The sequence below is a fragment of the Streptomyces sp. NPDC026062 genome, from assembly GCF_055568375.1.
In genome coordinates this window covers 123,336-137,121 of the sequence record NZ_JBVHOQ010000002.1, presented here as the reverse complement: position 1 = coordinate 137,121, position 13,786 = coordinate 123,336, and the positions used below count along the sequence as shown (strand labels likewise).

Sequence of the window (13,786 nt, the reverse complement as noted above, 5' to 3'; positions counted from 1 at the left end):
GCCGTAGCCCCCGCGGCGGACGCGGTGCGGGGCGAGGGGCCGACGGCGGAGTGGGTGCGGGGCGAGGGCCGGCGGGGGAGTCGGTGGGGGGCGAGGGGCCGGCGGGGCGCGCTTGCGTCGGCACCTGAGGAACTGCCCCGCGGAAGCCCGTTCAGCGGTCGAAGTCGATGAACGAGGCGAACCGGACGTCGTGGCCCGTGCTGTCGGTGGCCGCCTTCGTCATCGCTGAGAGCAGGGCCACGGCCTCATCCGTGACGGCGTCCCGCTCGGCCGCGCCGAAGGGACGCAGCTCCTGGACGGTGACGGTCGTCGGCGCGCCGCCCCGGCCTTCCTCCAGCCGCCAGACCGCGGCGAGGAATCCGTCGGCCAGCACGCTGCCGTACGCCTGGTTCCCCACCCCGTTGCGTCCCTTGAAGCGGGGCGGGATGACACGGGTCCGGTCCGCGTGGCCGAGCAGGACGTTGTCGAACTCGGGCAGGAAGCGCGGCGGGGCCGGGGTGTCCTCGGCGGGGCGGGGGGCGTCGGGGAGATCGAAGAGCTCGACGCCGTTCTCGTCCCGGAAGGTGACCAGCCGCGGGCGGAGGCGTTCATAGACCTCGCGCATGCGGGTGAGCCCGGCCCACGACTGCATGTCCTTGACCGACGCGGGCCCGAACGCGGCGAGGTAGCGCAGCACGGTGGCATCGGGCGCCGGGGCCGGTTCGGAGGGTCTGCCGAGCCAGTGCTCCGCCGTGGTCAGCGCGACCTGGCCGCTCTTTCCCCACACGCCTCGCGGGGTGGTCTGTACGAGCGGCAGCAGGCAGCGGGCTGCCGTGCTCAGCGCCTGCGGGTCCGCGCCCGGCCACTCGGCGAGGAGCAGTTCGCGGATCTCCCTCGGGGTGCGGGGCTCCTCCTCGACGTACCGTCTGCTGAGATCGCTGAGCCGGTCCAGGTCCACGCCCACGAGACCCTTCCGGAAGATCCTGAGCTCCCGGTCGCGGGCCTCCTGCACGAGGGGGCGCAGAGTCAGGGCATCGTCGGCGGTGTGGGTGTGGATGGTGGAGCGCAGGGTGACGATGCGGACGACGTCACGCGACTCCATCAGCCCGGCGAGTTCGGCGGGATCGAAGCCCTCCAGCCGGGCGAGCAGCTGGAAGTACGGCGGCCTGGTGTTCTGCGCCTGAAGGCCGACAAGGTGGCGGACGGCGTCCCGGGCGCTCATCGCGGAACGACTGAGCAGGAGCTGGCGCTCCAGGGTCGCGCGCCCCAGCTTCCGCGGCGAGAGCACGGCGGGCCGGGCTGCGGCGGCAGAGATCTTCTTCTTCACGGCCATGGACGGCACGCTACGCGGCCGCGCGGTCGGGTTCGGTCCTGTTGGCCGACAGCGGCGGCTGTTTCCGGGGCCGGCGGTCCCCGCGCCGAGCCGGCGCCATGCCGTGGCCCGCCGGGATCCCGGATCGCACGCCTGCCGCCCGCATCATGGACCGGTGATCAGCGTCCTGTTCGCCGTCCTGACCTCGCTCAGCAATGGCGCGGCCTCCGTACTCCAGCGCCGCGCCGCCCTCACCGTCCCCGACAGCGAGGCGATGCGGCTGTCGTTGATCGGCAGTCTGCTGCGCCAGAAGGTGTGGCTGGCCGGCATCGGCCTGGTGATCGTCGCGGCCGTCTGCCAGGCCGTGGCGCTGGCCACCGGCCCGATCGCGGTGGTGCAGCCGATCTTCGTGATCGAGCTGCCCGCCACACTCCTGATCGCCGGCTTCGTGATGCGGGTGCGGCTGCCCCGGGCGGTGTGGTTCGGGGTGGCCGCCGTGACGTCGGGGCTGGCCCTCGGGATGGCGTCGGCCGCTCCGGGCGGTGGCAGCGCCATGGTGAACGGGGCCGCGTGGGTACCGGCGCTGATTCTGACGGGCCTGTTCGAGGCGGCCCTGATCGCGGGCGCCATGGCCACCCGGGGCAATCCCCGGGCGGCGCTGCTGGGGCTGGCCGCAGCCTGCGCGTACGCGCTCACCGCAGCGCTGATGAAGGACGCGATGGCCCGGCTCGACAACGGCGGCGGAGCGTCGGCGCTGTTCACGTCCTGGCAGCTCTACGCCACCGCCGCGGCGGGCGTCGGCGCGCTGTTCCTCCTCCAGAACGCGTTGCAGGCGGGCACGCTGGTCGCTGTCCAGCCCTGTCTGACCCTGGGCGACGCGTTGATCAGCGTGCTGTACGGGGTGACCCTGTTCGGCGAGGACCTGCGCACCGGCTGGTGGGTGCTCCCGGAACTGCTCGCGCTCGGCCTGATCGCCATGGGCTGCGTGGAGCTGGCGCGTTCACCGCTGGCCTCCGGGAACGCGGCGGCCCCGGCCCGTACACGGCGGGTGAACTGAAACGCCGCGCGTACGGGCCGGGGCCGGGTGCCTGCCGATGGCCGGTGGCCGGTCACCGGTGGCCGTCAGTGGCAGACGACCAGTGACCGCTGGTGAGTGACCAGGGGTCAGCAGCCGGTGCCCAGTGGCTACTTGCTGACCGCGAAGCGCATCAGGGCCTGCTCGTCGCCCTGCTTGATCTTCCCCGTCTCGTTGATCACCTCAAGCTTCCAGCTGCCGCCGGCCCGCATGGCCTTGGCCACGGCGCAGCCGTTGTCGTTGCTGAGAAGGCTCGGCCAGATGTCGGCGACCTGCTGGCTGCTGCCGCCCGTGGCGTCGTACACCTTGAAGCTGATGTTGCGCGCGCTCTGGAAGGAGCTGCGCTTCTTGTACGCGGCGGCGATGAACACGATGGACGTGATGTTGCCGGGCACCCGGGCGAAGTCGACGGTCACGGTCTCGTCGTCGCCGTCGCCGTGCCCGGTCTGGTTGTCGCCGCTGTGCGTCAGCGAGCCGTTGCCCAGCGGGTCCAGGGAATCGAGGCCGGCCAGCCGGACGGGATCCGCGCCCTGCATCGCGATGGCGATCAGGTCGAGGTCGGTGCCCTTCTTCTGACGCAGCTTCCCCATCACCCCGCCACTCGCTCCGACCGTGGGGTCCCAGGACACCCCGATGGACAGGTGGGTGACCCCGTCCAGATCCGCCGGGCCGTCTTCCTTCTTCAACGTGATCATGCGTGATCCTCTTCGTGGCGAGATTCCTACACGTTGAGTGTGCCTGGTGTCTTCCGCAGGCAGCCCACCAGGGGCAAAATTTCGACCAAGTGTCTGACGGCTCAGGACGAATTGTCCTGCGTCGGCACGATGCCGGTGGACGTGTCCGCGTGATAGGGATCCGCGATCTCGATGACGCCGGGGCACACGGCCCCTCGAACCCCCTGACACCGCGGCCCAGGTCGGCGACGTCTGCCAGGAGTGCCGTCCCGCGGCCGGGACCGGGACGGGACGAGGTGGGACGGGGTGGACACGGGCGTGGGGGGCAGCCGGCTCAGACGGTCGGTTCCGGCACGACCAGAGGCGTGCCGAGGAGCTGGTGCCCGCCACTGGCGAGCATGCGCACCTCTCCGCGCTCGCTGATCTCCGCACGGACGATGCCGGTCTCGTCCTCGTAGACCGGGTATCCGCCCGCTCCTGACTGCGCGGTCCGCCGGACGATCACCGTGTCGTCCTCCACCGCGGACGTCTGAAACACCAGCTGATAGCTCTCCGGGTAATCCATGACGGCCTTTCCACGACGGCCTCGGGCAGTCTGCGCCGACCGGACTGTGCGACGGGACCGCGCCTGCGCGGCATCCGTCGTCCGGCCCACACCTCCATGGTCTCGCACTGCGGGCGTGCCCGCCCGCGCACGGTCGCACGTCCGCACGGTGCGGGGCCCGGCTCTGGCTGCCTATCCTGAAGAGGTATGGGAAGTTCATAGGCAATGGGGCAGATTTGCCCCTTGCTCCCGCGTCGTACGGCAGGCATGACCCGGGATCCCCGACACCGGGAAGGGAATCGTCATGGAAGGTGCCGACCGGGGCGACGATGTGTACCAGCCCCAGCAGCCGGAGGCCTCCGACCCCGTCGAACAGCTCGACAAGGCGGACACCCTCGACCACCGGCAGCTCGCCGACGTCCTGGACGAGGGGTACTCGCCTCCCGAGCGGCCGTGGGCCGTGGAGGACCGGGGAACCACCGGGTCCGAGCAGCTCAGCGGGGAGACGCTGGACGCCCGGCTGGCCCGGGAGGTGCCGGAGAACACCGATGCGCGCGGCGACGGCGTGGGCGATGTGCCCGACGGGGAAGGTGAGCCCTGGGACTCCGAGGTCGGGGACGCACGTGCCGGTCGGCTCACCCGCGAGCTGGATCTGGACGAACCGGACAGCATGGCCGGCGAGGACGTCGGGATCGACGGGGCCGGGGCGTCAGCCGAGGAGGCGGCCATGCACGTCATTCCGGACGGTCAGGCGTAGAAGCGAAGGCGGGAGAAGCGAGGGCCAGAGGCCGGGGGCCAGGGGTGTGACACGGGAGCAGCGACGCCCCGGACGTAACGCGCGGGGGAAGCGACGGCCAGGCGTACGACACGCGGGGGAAGCGACGCCCCGGACGTGACGCGCGGGGGACCCGGCCGGGCGAGCCACCCGCCCCCGCCCCGCATGCAGCCCTTACCTCGGAGGTAATCGACGCCCTCCACCCCGTCGGACATCGTGTTCCTCACGAGCACAGCGCTCCCGGCCCCGGCCGGGGCCCGATGAGAGGACCGCACGATGACCGCCTACGACGACGCCGTCCAGCGCTACTTCGCCGCCTGGAACGCCGCCACCCCGGAGGAGCGGGAGAAGGCCGTGGCCGCGGCGTTCACCGAGGACGCCACGTACACCGACCCGCTGACCGACGTACGCGGCCACGAGGCACTGGCTGCCGCGGTCGGCGGTACGCAGCAGCAGTTCCCCGGGTTCGCCTTCCGGCCCGCCGGAGCGGTGGACGGGCACCACTCCCTCGTCCGCTTCGGGTGGGAACTGGTCGCCCCCGACGGCTCGGCGCCCGTCGCCGGTTCGGACGTCGTCGCGCTGGCCGACGACGGGCGGATCAGCACGGTCAGCGGGTTCCTGGACCGGGTGCCGGTGTCCTGAAACCGCGCGAGCGGTGTACACGGAGCCGGCCGTCGCCCTCGACGGCGGCGACGGCGGCGGCGGCGGCAACGGGTCCGGTCGCGTGGGCCTCGGGGGTGAACGGGCCGATCAGCCCGCCCGTGGCACCACCGTCCGGGCGATGACCGTCAGCACCCGAGCCGGCGCGGCGGGGGCGCTCGGACAGCGTGTGGCGCGACGCGTTGCGCCGCTGACGGCGCCACCGCCCGCGCAGCGCCGGAGCGTTTTCCGGAATTAACCTCTGATGCCTTGTCATCACCGGTTCTACGCGCATAGCTTGTGCTCCCTCACCACACTCTGAGGGGCAGTTTCCGTGCGCATATCCAGAACCCGTTCCGTCCTGCTGGCCGGCGCGGTCGCCGTAACCCTCTCGGCGACCGCACTGCCCGCCGCCTTCGCGACCCCGTCGTCGACCGCCGTGATCTCCGAGGTCTACGGCGGCGGCGGGAACTCGGGAGCGACGCTCACCCGCGACTTCGTCGAGCTGGCCAACTCCGGCTCCGCCGCTTACGACCTGTCCGGGTTCAGCGTCCAGTACCTTCCCGGGGCCCCGTCGGCGGGCTCGCTGTGGCAGGTCTCGGCGCTGACGGGCTCCGTCGCGCCCGGCGGCCGCTATCTGCTCGCCCAGGCCGCGGGCACCGGCGGCACCGTCGCCCTGCCCGCCCCGGACGCCACCGGCACCGTCGCCATGTCCGCCGCCAGCGGCACCGTCGCGCTGGTCTCCGGCACCACGCCGCTGACCTGCAAGACGGCGGCCGACTGTGCCGCCGACACCCGCGTCGTGGACCTGGTGGGCTACGGCTCCGCCGTCGTCCGGGAAGGCAGCGGACCGGCCACCGGCGCCTCCGCCACCGCCTCCGTGGCGCGCGCGGCCTCGCTCGCGGACACCGACGACAACGCCGCGGACCTGTCCGCCGCGGCCCCCACCCCGGTCAACGCGGCCGGTGAGACGTCGGGCGGCGGCACGGACCCGGGCGACCCGGGCAACCCGACCGAGCCCGGCACCGTGCGCGTGCACGACATCCAGGGCACCACCCGGGTCTCCCCGCTCGACGGCAAGGCGGTGACCGGCGTTCCCGGCATCGTCACCGCGGTACGCACCACGGGCTCGCGCGGCTTCTGGATCCAGGACACCGCGCCGGACGCGGACCCGCGCACCGGCGAGGGTGTCTTCGTCTACACCGGCTCGGCCGCCCCGGCCGTCGCGGTGGGCGACTCGGTGCTGGTCAGCGGCGCGGTCGACGAGTACTACGCCTCGACCACCACCCAGTCCGTCACCGAGATCACCTCCCCCCGCACGACGGTCCTCTCCTCGGGCAACGCGCTGCCTGCCCCGGTGGTTCTGGACGCCGCGTCGGTGCCCGCCGCCTACACCCCCTCGGCGGGCGGCGGCTCGATCGACGCGCTGCCCCTGGACCCGTCGGCCTACGCCCTCGACCTCTACGAGTCGCTCGAAGGGACCCGCGTACAGATCACCGACACCCGGGTCACCGGTGCCACCACCGCGTACGACGAGATCTGGGTGACCGTCGCCCCGAAGCAGAACCCGACGCGGCGCGGCGGGACGCTCTACTCCTCGTACACCGACCAGAACACCGGCCGGATCAAGGTGATGTCGCTCGACACCACGCGTCCCTTCCCGGTCGGCAACGTCGGCGACGTGCTGTCCGGCACCACCACCGGTGTCATCGACTACGCCTCGTACGGCGGCTACAACCTCCAGGCGACCCAGCTCGGCACGCTCACCGACCGCCATCTCAAGCGCGAGGTCACACGGAAGCAGAAGGGCGGCGAACTCGCCGTCGCCACGTACAACGTGGAGAACCTGGACGCGCTGGACGAGCAGGCCAAGTTCGACACGCTCGCCGAGGGCGTCGCGGTGAACCTCTCCTCCCCCGACATCGTCTCGCTGGAGGAGATCCAGGACGACAACGGCGCGGTCAAGGACGGCACGGTCGGCTCCGAGGCCACGCTGAAGCGGTTCACCGACGCGATCGTCGCGGCGGGCGGGCCCCGCTACTCCTGGCGCTATGTCGCCCCGCAGGACGGCCAGGACGGCGGGGAGCCGGGCGGCAACATCCGCAACGTCTTCCTCTTCAACCCGCACCGGGTCTCCTTCGTGGACCGCGCGGGCGGCGACGCGACGACCGCGGTGGCGGCGGTGCCGACGAGGAAGGGCGTCACGCTGTCGGTGTCACCCGGCCGGATCAACCCGGCGAGCGCGGCGTGGGACGACAGCCGCAAGCCCCTGGTCGGTGAGTTCCGCTTCCACGGCAAGCCGGTGTTCGTCATCGGCAACCACTTCGCCTCCAAAGGCGGCGACCAGCCGCTGCACGGCCGCTACCAGGAGCCCTCGCGCAGCTCGGAGAGCAAGCGGATCCAGCAGGCCACGGAGGTCAACACCTTCGTGAAGTCGCTGCTGGCGGCGGACAAGTCGGCGCGGGTCGTCACGCTCGGCGACCTGAACGACTTCGCGTTCTCACCGACGATGTCCGCGCTGACCGCCGGGAAGGCGCTCAAGCCGCTCATCACCACGCTGCCCGCGAACGAGCAGTACAGCTATGTGTACGACGGCAACTCGCAGACGCTGGACCACATCCTGACGAGCCCCGGCATCCGGCGGTTCGACTACGACGTGGTGCACATCAACGCGGAGTTCGCGGACCAGGCGAGCGACCACGACCCGCAGATCGTGCGGCTGAAGGCCGACGGCCGCCCCTGATCCCGCCGGCCGGGCGGCTCAGCCGCCCGGCCCCGGCCCGACCGGAGCTGCCGCGCCCGCGCGAGGGCGCGGCAGAGCGGGCAGCGGCCCCAGGGCGGGCGCCGGCTCCAGGGGGCGGTCGGTGAAGAAGCGGGCCACCAGGTCCGCCACATCGTCGGGCCGCTCCAGCACGACCCAGTGGTCGGAGTCGCCGATCGTCAGGAAGCGGCTGCCCTCGATCGTCTCGGCGAAGGCGCGCTGCCGTTCGGGCGAGGTCACGGTGTCGTGCTCACCCGCGAAGACGAGCGCGGGCACTCCGCTCAACCCGCCGGAGAAGTCCGGACGGTGGTCCAGCGCCCGGCGCAACGACTGGGCCGCGTGCGGGGAATGGGTGAGCGCGTGCACGAACGAGCGCCGGACATAGCGCCGCGCGAGCTCCCTGCGGTGCACCCGGCGCCCCGGGTCCAGGCACATCAGCGCCTCGGCGGTCAGCGTGGCGAGCCCCTCCACATCCCCCGCGCCCAGCCGGTCGACCGCCCGGCCCCACTGACTGCGCTGGGTGTCGCTGATGTGCGCCGGTACGCCGCCGAGGACCAGCCGGGCGATCCGGCCGGGGTTCCGCCGGGCGCAGCCGAACGCGATCGACGTGCCGTAGGAGAAACCGAAGAGGTTGACCCGGGCCACGCCCAGGTCGTGGATGATGCCCTCGACGGCAGCGTGCAGGAGGTCGTCGCCGGTGCCGGGCGGCAGGGGATCGGCGCCGCCCATGCCGGGCAGGTCGGCGGTGACGACCTGGGCGAGCGGGCCCAGATGCTCGTCCATCTGCGGCCAGCCGTACATCCCCTGGAGCGCGCCGCCGAGGACGACGACCGGTTCGGTGCGGGGCGCGGGCTGGATCAGGGTGCGGTAGCTGTAGCGCAGCCCGCGCACCGACAGATGCCGGATGGTCTCGTCGGGCATGGTCATCGGTCCTTGGTCCTTGGTCCTCGGGTCGGGTCCGGAGTTCCCCGTCGTCCGCGCGGAGCGCGGGCGCGGCGGCGGCCGGTGCGTGCGGTCTGCGGTCGGTGTGCGGGTGCGCGGGTCACGCGGGGGAGCCGCCTGTCCCCCGCCCCGGCTCGGCGCGATTGCGTGCCGGGGCGGGGCGCGGACAGGGATCTCGGACAGGAATCCGGTCCGCTGCGCGGTCAGGCCCTGGTGAGGACGAGTGCGGCATTGTGCCCGCCGAAGCCGAGCGAGGTCTTGACCGCCGCGTCGAACACGCCCGGCCTGGCCTCCTTGCTCACCACCTCGATGGGGATCTCCGGGTCGGGGACGTCGAGGTTGACGGTGGGCGGCACGAGCTGGTGCTGGAGGGCCAGGACCGTCAGCGCGGTCTCGATGCCTCCCGCCGCGCCCAGGGTGTGACCGGTCATGGCCTTCGTCGAGGTGACGAGGGGGTGCTCGCCCAGGACCCGGCGCAGCATTGTCGCCTCGATCAGGTCGTTCGCCACGGTCGAGGTGCCGTGGGCGTTGACGTGGCCGATGTCGGCGGCGGCCACCCCGGCATCCGCGAGTGCCGTGCGCAGGGCACGTTCGATGCCGAGCCCGTCGGGGTCGGGCGCGACGGCGGAGTACGCGTCGCTGGAGGCCCCGTATCCGGCGATGTGGGCGCGGACGGCCGCACCCCGGGCCGCCGCGTGTTCGGGGCGTTCCAGTACGAGGAGGCCGGCACCCTCGCCGACGACGAAGCCGTCGCGGTGGGTGTCGAAGGGGCGGCAGGCCGCCTCGGGGTCGTCGCGCCGGGTCGAGACGGCCTTCAGCTGGCAGGCACTGGCGATCAGCAGCCGGGAGCAGACGGATTCGGCGCCGCCCGCGACGACGATGTCGCAGGCGCCGGTGCGCAGCATCTGGTGGGCGGTGCCGATGGCGACGGTGCCGGAGGAGCAGGCGGTGGAGACGGCCTGGCTGGGGCCTCGGGCGCCGAGGTCGGTGGCGACGCTGCTGGCGGCGCCGTTGACGACGGTGAGGGGGGCGAGCTTGGGCGAGACCCGGCGGGCGCCGCGCTCGGTGAGTGCGGTGTGCTGCTCGTCGTAGAAGGGCAGTCCGCCGTGGGCGGAGCCGATGACGACGGCGACTCGGCCGCTGTCCCAGACCGAGGGGTCGAGCCCGGCGTCCGAGACGGCCTCACGGGCGGCGATGACGGCGAGCTGCGAGAAGCGGTCCATGAGCCGCTGGGTGGCGACGCCGAGCACGGCCCTCGTGTCGAGGCCGGTGATGGTGTACATGAAGTCGCAGGGCAGGTCGTGGAGTTCGGGCCGGTGCCGCACCGAGGGCGCGTCGGCGGCCTCGGACACCCCGCGCCAGGTGGCGGCGGTACCGACGCCTGCCGCGGTGACGAGACCGATGCCGGTGACGGCGGCGGCGAACGGTTCGGGGCGGTGCGGGGCCTTCATGCCGCCGCCTTCCGGTGCGCGTGCACGGCATCGACCAGCCGGGCGACGGTGTCGCGCGAGGTCAGCTGGACGTCGTCCAGGTCGACGTCCAGCCGGTCCTCGATGAGGAGCCGCAGTTCCTCCAGGGCCAGTGAGTCCAGCCTGAGCTGTCGCAGCGGCACCTCGGGGCGGATCGCTTCCGGATCGGTCCCGAAGTTCGCCACCAGCAAGGTGCTGATCTCGTCTGCCGTGCTCATGGGGCACTCCTCCGCTGTCGTACGCGGTGACGCCTTGCCGCGTGAAGGTGTGAGTGCCGTCGGAGGACGCCGGCTGGTCCGGAGGAACCTTTTATACGCCCTGCCGGCGGCGGGTCCGGTCCGCGTTCCCCCGTCCGGTGGGGGGCTGTCCAGGTGTGCGAATCCGCTGGTGCGCACGCCGGAGTGCGACGATGGGGCGGAAGGCACACGAGAGGCAGGGACCGGTATGGCAGTGGAGAACGGCGACGAGGCACCCGCACGCGTCAGCCCGAACGCCTGGGTGGCGAAGCAGGCCGAGCTGTACGAGTCGTCGGGCGGCACGAAGGGCACCACGCAGCTCGGCGTCCCCTGTCTGCTGCTCGACTACACCGGCCGCCGCAGCGGCGCGCTGCGGCGCACGGTGCTGATGTACGGGCGCGACGGCGACGACTACCTGATCGTGGGGTCGAACGGCGGCTCGGACAGCCATCCGCTCTGGTACCTGAACCTGCTCGCCGAGCCGTCGGTCGGGCTGCGGGTGGGCCCCGAGCGTTTCAGGGCCGTCGCCGAGACCCTGTCCGCCGAGGAGAAGGAGCGGGTGTGGCCTCATCTGGTGGAGGTCTTCCCCCGGTACGCACAGTACCGGCGCGGCACCGACCGCGACATCCCGGTGGTCCGGCTGCGGCGGACCGCTCCGGCCGAGGACTGACCAACAGGCCTCCCCACGGAGCGGCTTCGCCCGTATGCTCCGCGATCATGACGACCGAATCGACTGGGACGGCCGGAACGGCCGAGGCCCTGTTCTCCACCATGTCCACGATGCGCGCGATGCGCCGCCTCAAGCCGGAGCCCGTGCCGGACGAGACGCTTGAGCAGCTCGTCCAGGCCGCTGTCTGGGGCCCCAGCGGTGGGAACATGCAGTGCTACGAGTACGTGGTGGTGACGGACCGTGAGGTGATGGCACGTCTGGCACCTTTGTGGAAGCGGTGTGTGGACGCCTATCTGGCGACGACCGGGAAGTACGCCCCGAAGGGCATGGACGAAGCGGCGTACGGCCGCATGGTCGCCGCGATCGAGTACCAGCGCGACCACTTCGCCGATACACCGGCGCTGATCGTGCCCTGCTACCGGTTCCCGGAGCCGAGGCTGGAGGAAGAAGGCCTGGCCGCCTACGCGCAGGCGCTCGGTCCGGCGGGGGTCGAGCGCATGATGGCCACCCAGCCCCGTTTCCAGGCGCTCGCCGAGGGCTCCTGCGTCTACCCGGGGGTCCAGAACATCCTGCTCGCCGCCCGCGCGCTGGGGCTCGCGGCCAATGTGACCATCTGGCACCTGATGCTGGAGCAGGAGTGGAAGGACGCGCTCGGCATCCCCGGGGACATGGAGACCTTCGCCGCCATTCCCGTCGGGTGGCCGCAGGGCAACTTCGGTCCGGTCCGGCGTCGGCCGGTGACCGACGTCATCCACCGGGACCGCTGGTAGGACCGGCCGCCCGGCCCCGCCCGCCGGGGCGGGGCGGGGCGCCCCGGCCCGCTCCGTGCCGGCCCCAACTCCATTTGAGTGAAGGGGATTTCGACACACACCCCGATCGTTGTCATGCCCTGAACAGGTAGATACTCTGAGCGGGCTACGGCCCCTCCGCCCACCCCCCACCGGGCGCGGGGCCGTTCTTCTCCCCCACAGAGCAGGAGCAGGTATGCCCACACGTGCCGCCGCCCACACCAAGGCCCGCGCCTCGGTGCTGGCGGCCCTCACCGCCACCGTCCTGGCCGCGACCGGTACCCCGGCCCTCGCCGCGACGGACACCGGACACCCGATGAACCGGGCGTTCGAGCAGGCTGCCGAGGCCTTCGACGTCCCGCGCGATCTCCTGGCCGCCGTCGGATACGGCGAGACCCGGCTCGACGGCCACTCCGGGCGCCCCAGCCAGGCCAACGGCTACGGCGTCATGCATCTGGTCAGCAACCCCACGAACCGGACCCTGGAGCGGGCCGCCGACCTCACCGGGAAGCCCCTCGCGGAACTCCGTGCCGACACAGCGGCCAACATCATGGGCGGCGCGGCGGTGCTGCGCGGCTACGCGGACAAGCTCGGGCTCGACGCCCGGGACCGCGACGACCTCGGCTCCTGGTATCCGGCCGTCGCGCGGTACAGCGGTGCCGAGGGCGCCGCAGCCGTCCTCTACGCCGACACGGTCTACACCTTCCTGGCGGACGGGCTCGACACCGTCGCCCCGGACGGCGAGCACATCTCCGTGACGGGGCGCCCGGTGTCACCGGACAAGGGGGCGCTCACCACCACGGACGTGAGCACCCGGAGCACCGACTACCCGTCGGCGCTCTGGGTCCCGGCCAACACGAACAACTACGCCACCGGCCGCTCGGCGGCGATCGACAAGGTGGTCGTCCATGTCACCCAGGGCTCGTACGCGGGCTCGATCAGCTGGTTCCAGGACCCGGCCTCCCAGGTGAGCGCCCACTATGTGGTGCGCTCCTCGGACGGCCAGATCACCCAGATGGTGCGCGACAGCAACACCGCCTACCACGCACGGAGCGCGAACGCCTCGTCGCTCGGCATCGAGCACGAGGGCTTCATCGACGACCCGTCCTGGTTCACCGACTCGATGTACCGGTCCTCGGCCGCCCTGACCGCGTACCTGTGCGACCGGTACGGCATCCCGAAGGACCGCGCGCACATCATCGGGCACAGCGAGGCACCGGGCAACGACCACACCGACCCCGGAGCGTACTGGGACTGGACCCGCTACATGGAGCTGGTCGGCGGGAGCACCGGAGGTGGCACGGGCGCCGACGGGCTGAGTTTCACCGCGTACGCGACACAGCGCAGCGGATCGACGGGGGCCCAGGTCAAGGCCGTGCAGACACTGCTGAACACACAGGGTTACCCGGCGGGCGCGGCGGACAGCAGCTTCGGTCCGGCCACGCTGAGCGCGGTGAAGGCGTTCCAGACCGCCCGGGGTCTGGAGACGGACGGCGTCGTGGGGGCCAGGACCTGGACAGCGCTGCTGTCGGCGGGCGCCACCTCCACCCTCGCCGAGGGCGCATCGGGCGACGGCGTGAAGCGGCTCCAGCGCGCGCTGACCGCGGCGCTCGGCTCGACGGTCGGGGTCGACGGGAGCTTCGGCCCCGGGACCGCGACCTCGGTGCGGAGCTATCAGACGAGCCGTGGCCTGGCCGCGGACGGGATCGTGGGACCGGACACATGGGCGGCGCTCCAGGCGGGGCGCTGACGGGCCGCCCCCGGGGCCTCGGAAAGGTCCCGGGGGCCGCGTCGTCACGTTTGGGTAACCTGCCGGAAACCCTTGACGTTTCTCCTGACACGTTCTTAATCTCCTCGTGTAGTCGCACTTCACGTGCTGCGGCGCTTTCCGCAGTGTTTTGACAGGCACAGACATAGACCAC

At 72.3% G+C, this 13,786-nt stretch carries 13 protein-coding genes; 7 read left to right on the top strand and 6 right to left on the bottom strand.

Annotation, left to right across the window (positions count from 1 at the left end):
* Window positions 1–151 precede the first annotated feature (151 nt).
* On the bottom strand, window positions 152–1,312 hold the full coding sequence (locus ACZ4LX_RS02315; RefSeq protein WP_467637307.1) for a winged helix DNA-binding domain-containing protein: 1,161 nt from the start codon (window positions 1,310–1,312) through the stop codon (window positions 152–154).
* Between the two features lie 154 nt (window positions 1,313–1,466).
* On the opposite strand from ACZ4LX_RS02315, the gene ACZ4LX_RS02310 reads away from it, so the two are divergent.
* Window positions 1,467–2,348 (top strand): DMT family transporter, encoded by an 882-nt coding sequence (locus tag ACZ4LX_RS02310; protein WP_467637304.1) that lies wholly within the window; start codon window positions 1,467–1,469, stop codon window positions 2,346–2,348.
* Between the two features lie 128 nt (window positions 2,349–2,476).
* Here ACZ4LX_RS02310 and ACZ4LX_RS02305 read toward each other — a convergent pair whose 3' ends face one another.
* Both ACZ4LX_RS02305 and ACZ4LX_RS02300 read right to left on the bottom strand, forming a co-directional pair.
* On the bottom strand, window positions 2,477–3,061 hold the full coding sequence (locus ACZ4LX_RS02305) for a TerD family protein (protein WP_467637301.1): 585 nt from the start codon (window positions 3,059–3,061) through the stop codon (window positions 2,477–2,479).
* A gap of 313 nt (window positions 3,062–3,374) precedes the next feature.
* Window positions 3,375–3,605: a DUF6296 family protein gene (locus tag ACZ4LX_RS02300; RefSeq protein ID WP_467637298.1), complete on the bottom strand. Its 231-nt coding sequence runs from the start codon at window positions 3,603–3,605 to the stop codon at window positions 3,375–3,377.
* Window positions 3,606–3,888: 283 nt separating this feature from the next.
* On the opposite strand from ACZ4LX_RS02300, the gene ACZ4LX_RS02295 reads away from it, so the two are divergent.
* From ACZ4LX_RS02295 to ACZ4LX_RS02285, 3 genes are all read left to right on the top strand, one after another.
* A complete protein-coding gene (locus ACZ4LX_RS02295) occupies window positions 3,889–4,341 on the top strand; it encodes a DUF5709 domain-containing protein (protein WP_467637295.1) in 453 nt (150 codons plus the stop codon).
* A 294-nt stretch (window positions 4,342–4,635) separates the two neighbouring features.
* Complete coding sequence (locus tag ACZ4LX_RS02290) at window positions 4,636–5,001, top strand: nuclear transport factor 2 family protein (RefSeq protein WP_467637292.1); 366 nt, start codon at window positions 4,636–4,638, stop codon at window positions 4,999–5,001.
* Between the two features lie 331 nt (window positions 5,002–5,332).
* Entirely contained in the window at window positions 5,333–7,741 is a 2,409-nt protein-coding gene (locus tag ACZ4LX_RS02285) for an endonuclease/exonuclease/phosphatase family protein (protein ID WP_467637289.1), read from the top strand.
* An 18-nt stretch (window positions 7,742–7,759) separates the two neighbouring features.
* Here the strand turns inward: ACZ4LX_RS02285 and ACZ4LX_RS02280 are convergent, their stop codons facing one another.
* From ACZ4LX_RS02280 to ACZ4LX_RS02270, 3 genes are all read right to left on the bottom strand, one after another.
* A complete protein-coding gene (locus ACZ4LX_RS02280) occupies window positions 7,760–8,680 on the bottom strand; it encodes an alpha/beta fold hydrolase (RefSeq protein WP_467637819.1) in 921 nt (306 codons plus the stop codon).
* A gap of 224 nt (window positions 8,681–8,904) precedes the next feature.
* A complete protein-coding gene (locus tag ACZ4LX_RS02275) occupies window positions 8,905–10,152 on the bottom strand; it encodes a beta-ketoacyl-[acyl-carrier-protein] synthase family protein (RefSeq protein WP_467637286.1) in 1,248 nt (415 codons plus the stop codon).
* On the bottom strand, window positions 10,149–10,388 hold the full coding sequence (locus ACZ4LX_RS02270) for a phosphopantetheine-binding protein (RefSeq protein WP_467637283.1): 240 nt from the start codon (window positions 10,386–10,388) through the stop codon (window positions 10,149–10,151). The genes ACZ4LX_RS02275 and ACZ4LX_RS02270 overlap by 4 nt, the downstream gene beginning before the upstream one ends.
* Before the next feature lie 226 nt (window positions 10,389–10,614).
* Here ACZ4LX_RS02270 and ACZ4LX_RS02265 point away from each other — a divergent pair, with 226 nt between their 5' ends.
* The 3 genes from ACZ4LX_RS02265 (at window position 10,615) to ACZ4LX_RS02255 (ending at window position 13,614) form a co-directional block, all read left to right on the top strand.
* On the top strand, window positions 10,615–11,076 hold the full coding sequence (locus tag ACZ4LX_RS02265) for a nitroreductase family deazaflavin-dependent oxidoreductase (protein ID WP_467637280.1): 462 nt from the start codon (window positions 10,615–10,617) through the stop codon (window positions 11,074–11,076).
* A gap of 47 nt (window positions 11,077–11,123) precedes the next feature.
* Window positions 11,124–11,846, top strand: coding sequence for a nitroreductase family protein (locus ACZ4LX_RS02260; protein WP_467637277.1), 723 nt, complete (start codon window positions 11,124–11,126; stop codon window positions 11,844–11,846).
* A gap of 214 nt (window positions 11,847–12,060) precedes the next feature.
* Window positions 12,061–13,614, top strand: a complete 1,554-nt coding sequence (locus ACZ4LX_RS02255; protein ID WP_467637274.1) for a peptidoglycan-binding protein — start codon at window positions 12,061–12,063, stop codon at window positions 13,612–13,614.
* The last annotated feature ends 172 nt before the right edge of the window (window positions 13,615–13,786 follow it).

Excerpts from the sequence above, each read along its gene's own strand:
- ACZ4LX_RS02315 (WP_467637307.1), bottom strand. The coding sequence starts at position 1,312 with ATGGCCGTGAAGAAGAAGATCTCTGCCGCCGCAGCCCGGCCCGCCGTG.
- ACZ4LX_RS02305 (WP_467637301.1), bottom strand. The coding sequence starts at position 3,061 with ATGATCACGTTGAAGAAGGAAGACGGCCCGGCGGATCTGGACGGGGTC.
- ACZ4LX_RS02300 (WP_467637298.1), bottom strand. The coding sequence starts at position 3,605 with ATGGATTACCCGGAGAGCTATCAGCTGGTGTTTCAGACGTCCGCGGTG.
- ACZ4LX_RS02295 (WP_467637295.1), top strand. The coding sequence starts at position 3,889 with ATGGAAGGTGCCGACCGGGGCGACGATGTGTACCAGCCCCAGCAGCCG.
- ACZ4LX_RS02290 (WP_467637292.1), top strand. The coding sequence starts at position 4,636 with ATGACCGCCTACGACGACGCCGTCCAGCGCTACTTCGCCGCCTGGAAC.
- ACZ4LX_RS02280 (WP_467637819.1), bottom strand. The coding sequence starts at position 8,680 with ATGCCCGACGAGACCATCCGGCATCTGTCGGTGCGCGGGCTGCGCTAC.
- ACZ4LX_RS02275 (WP_467637286.1), bottom strand. The coding sequence starts at position 10,152 with ATGAAGGCCCCGCACCGCCCCGAACCGTTCGCCGCCGCCGTCACCGGC.
- ACZ4LX_RS02270 (WP_467637283.1), bottom strand. The coding sequence starts at position 10,388 with ATGAGCACGGCAGACGAGATCAGCACCTTGCTGGTGGCGAACTTCGGG.
- ACZ4LX_RS02265 (WP_467637280.1), top strand. The coding sequence starts at position 10,615 with ATGGCAGTGGAGAACGGCGACGAGGCACCCGCACGCGTCAGCCCGAAC.
- ACZ4LX_RS02260 (WP_467637277.1), top strand. The coding sequence starts at position 11,124 with ATGACGACCGAATCGACTGGGACGGCCGGAACGGCCGAGGCCCTGTTC.
- ACZ4LX_RS02255 (WP_467637274.1), top strand. The coding sequence starts at position 12,061 with ATGCCCACACGTGCCGCCGCCCACACCAAGGCCCGCGCCTCGGTGCTG.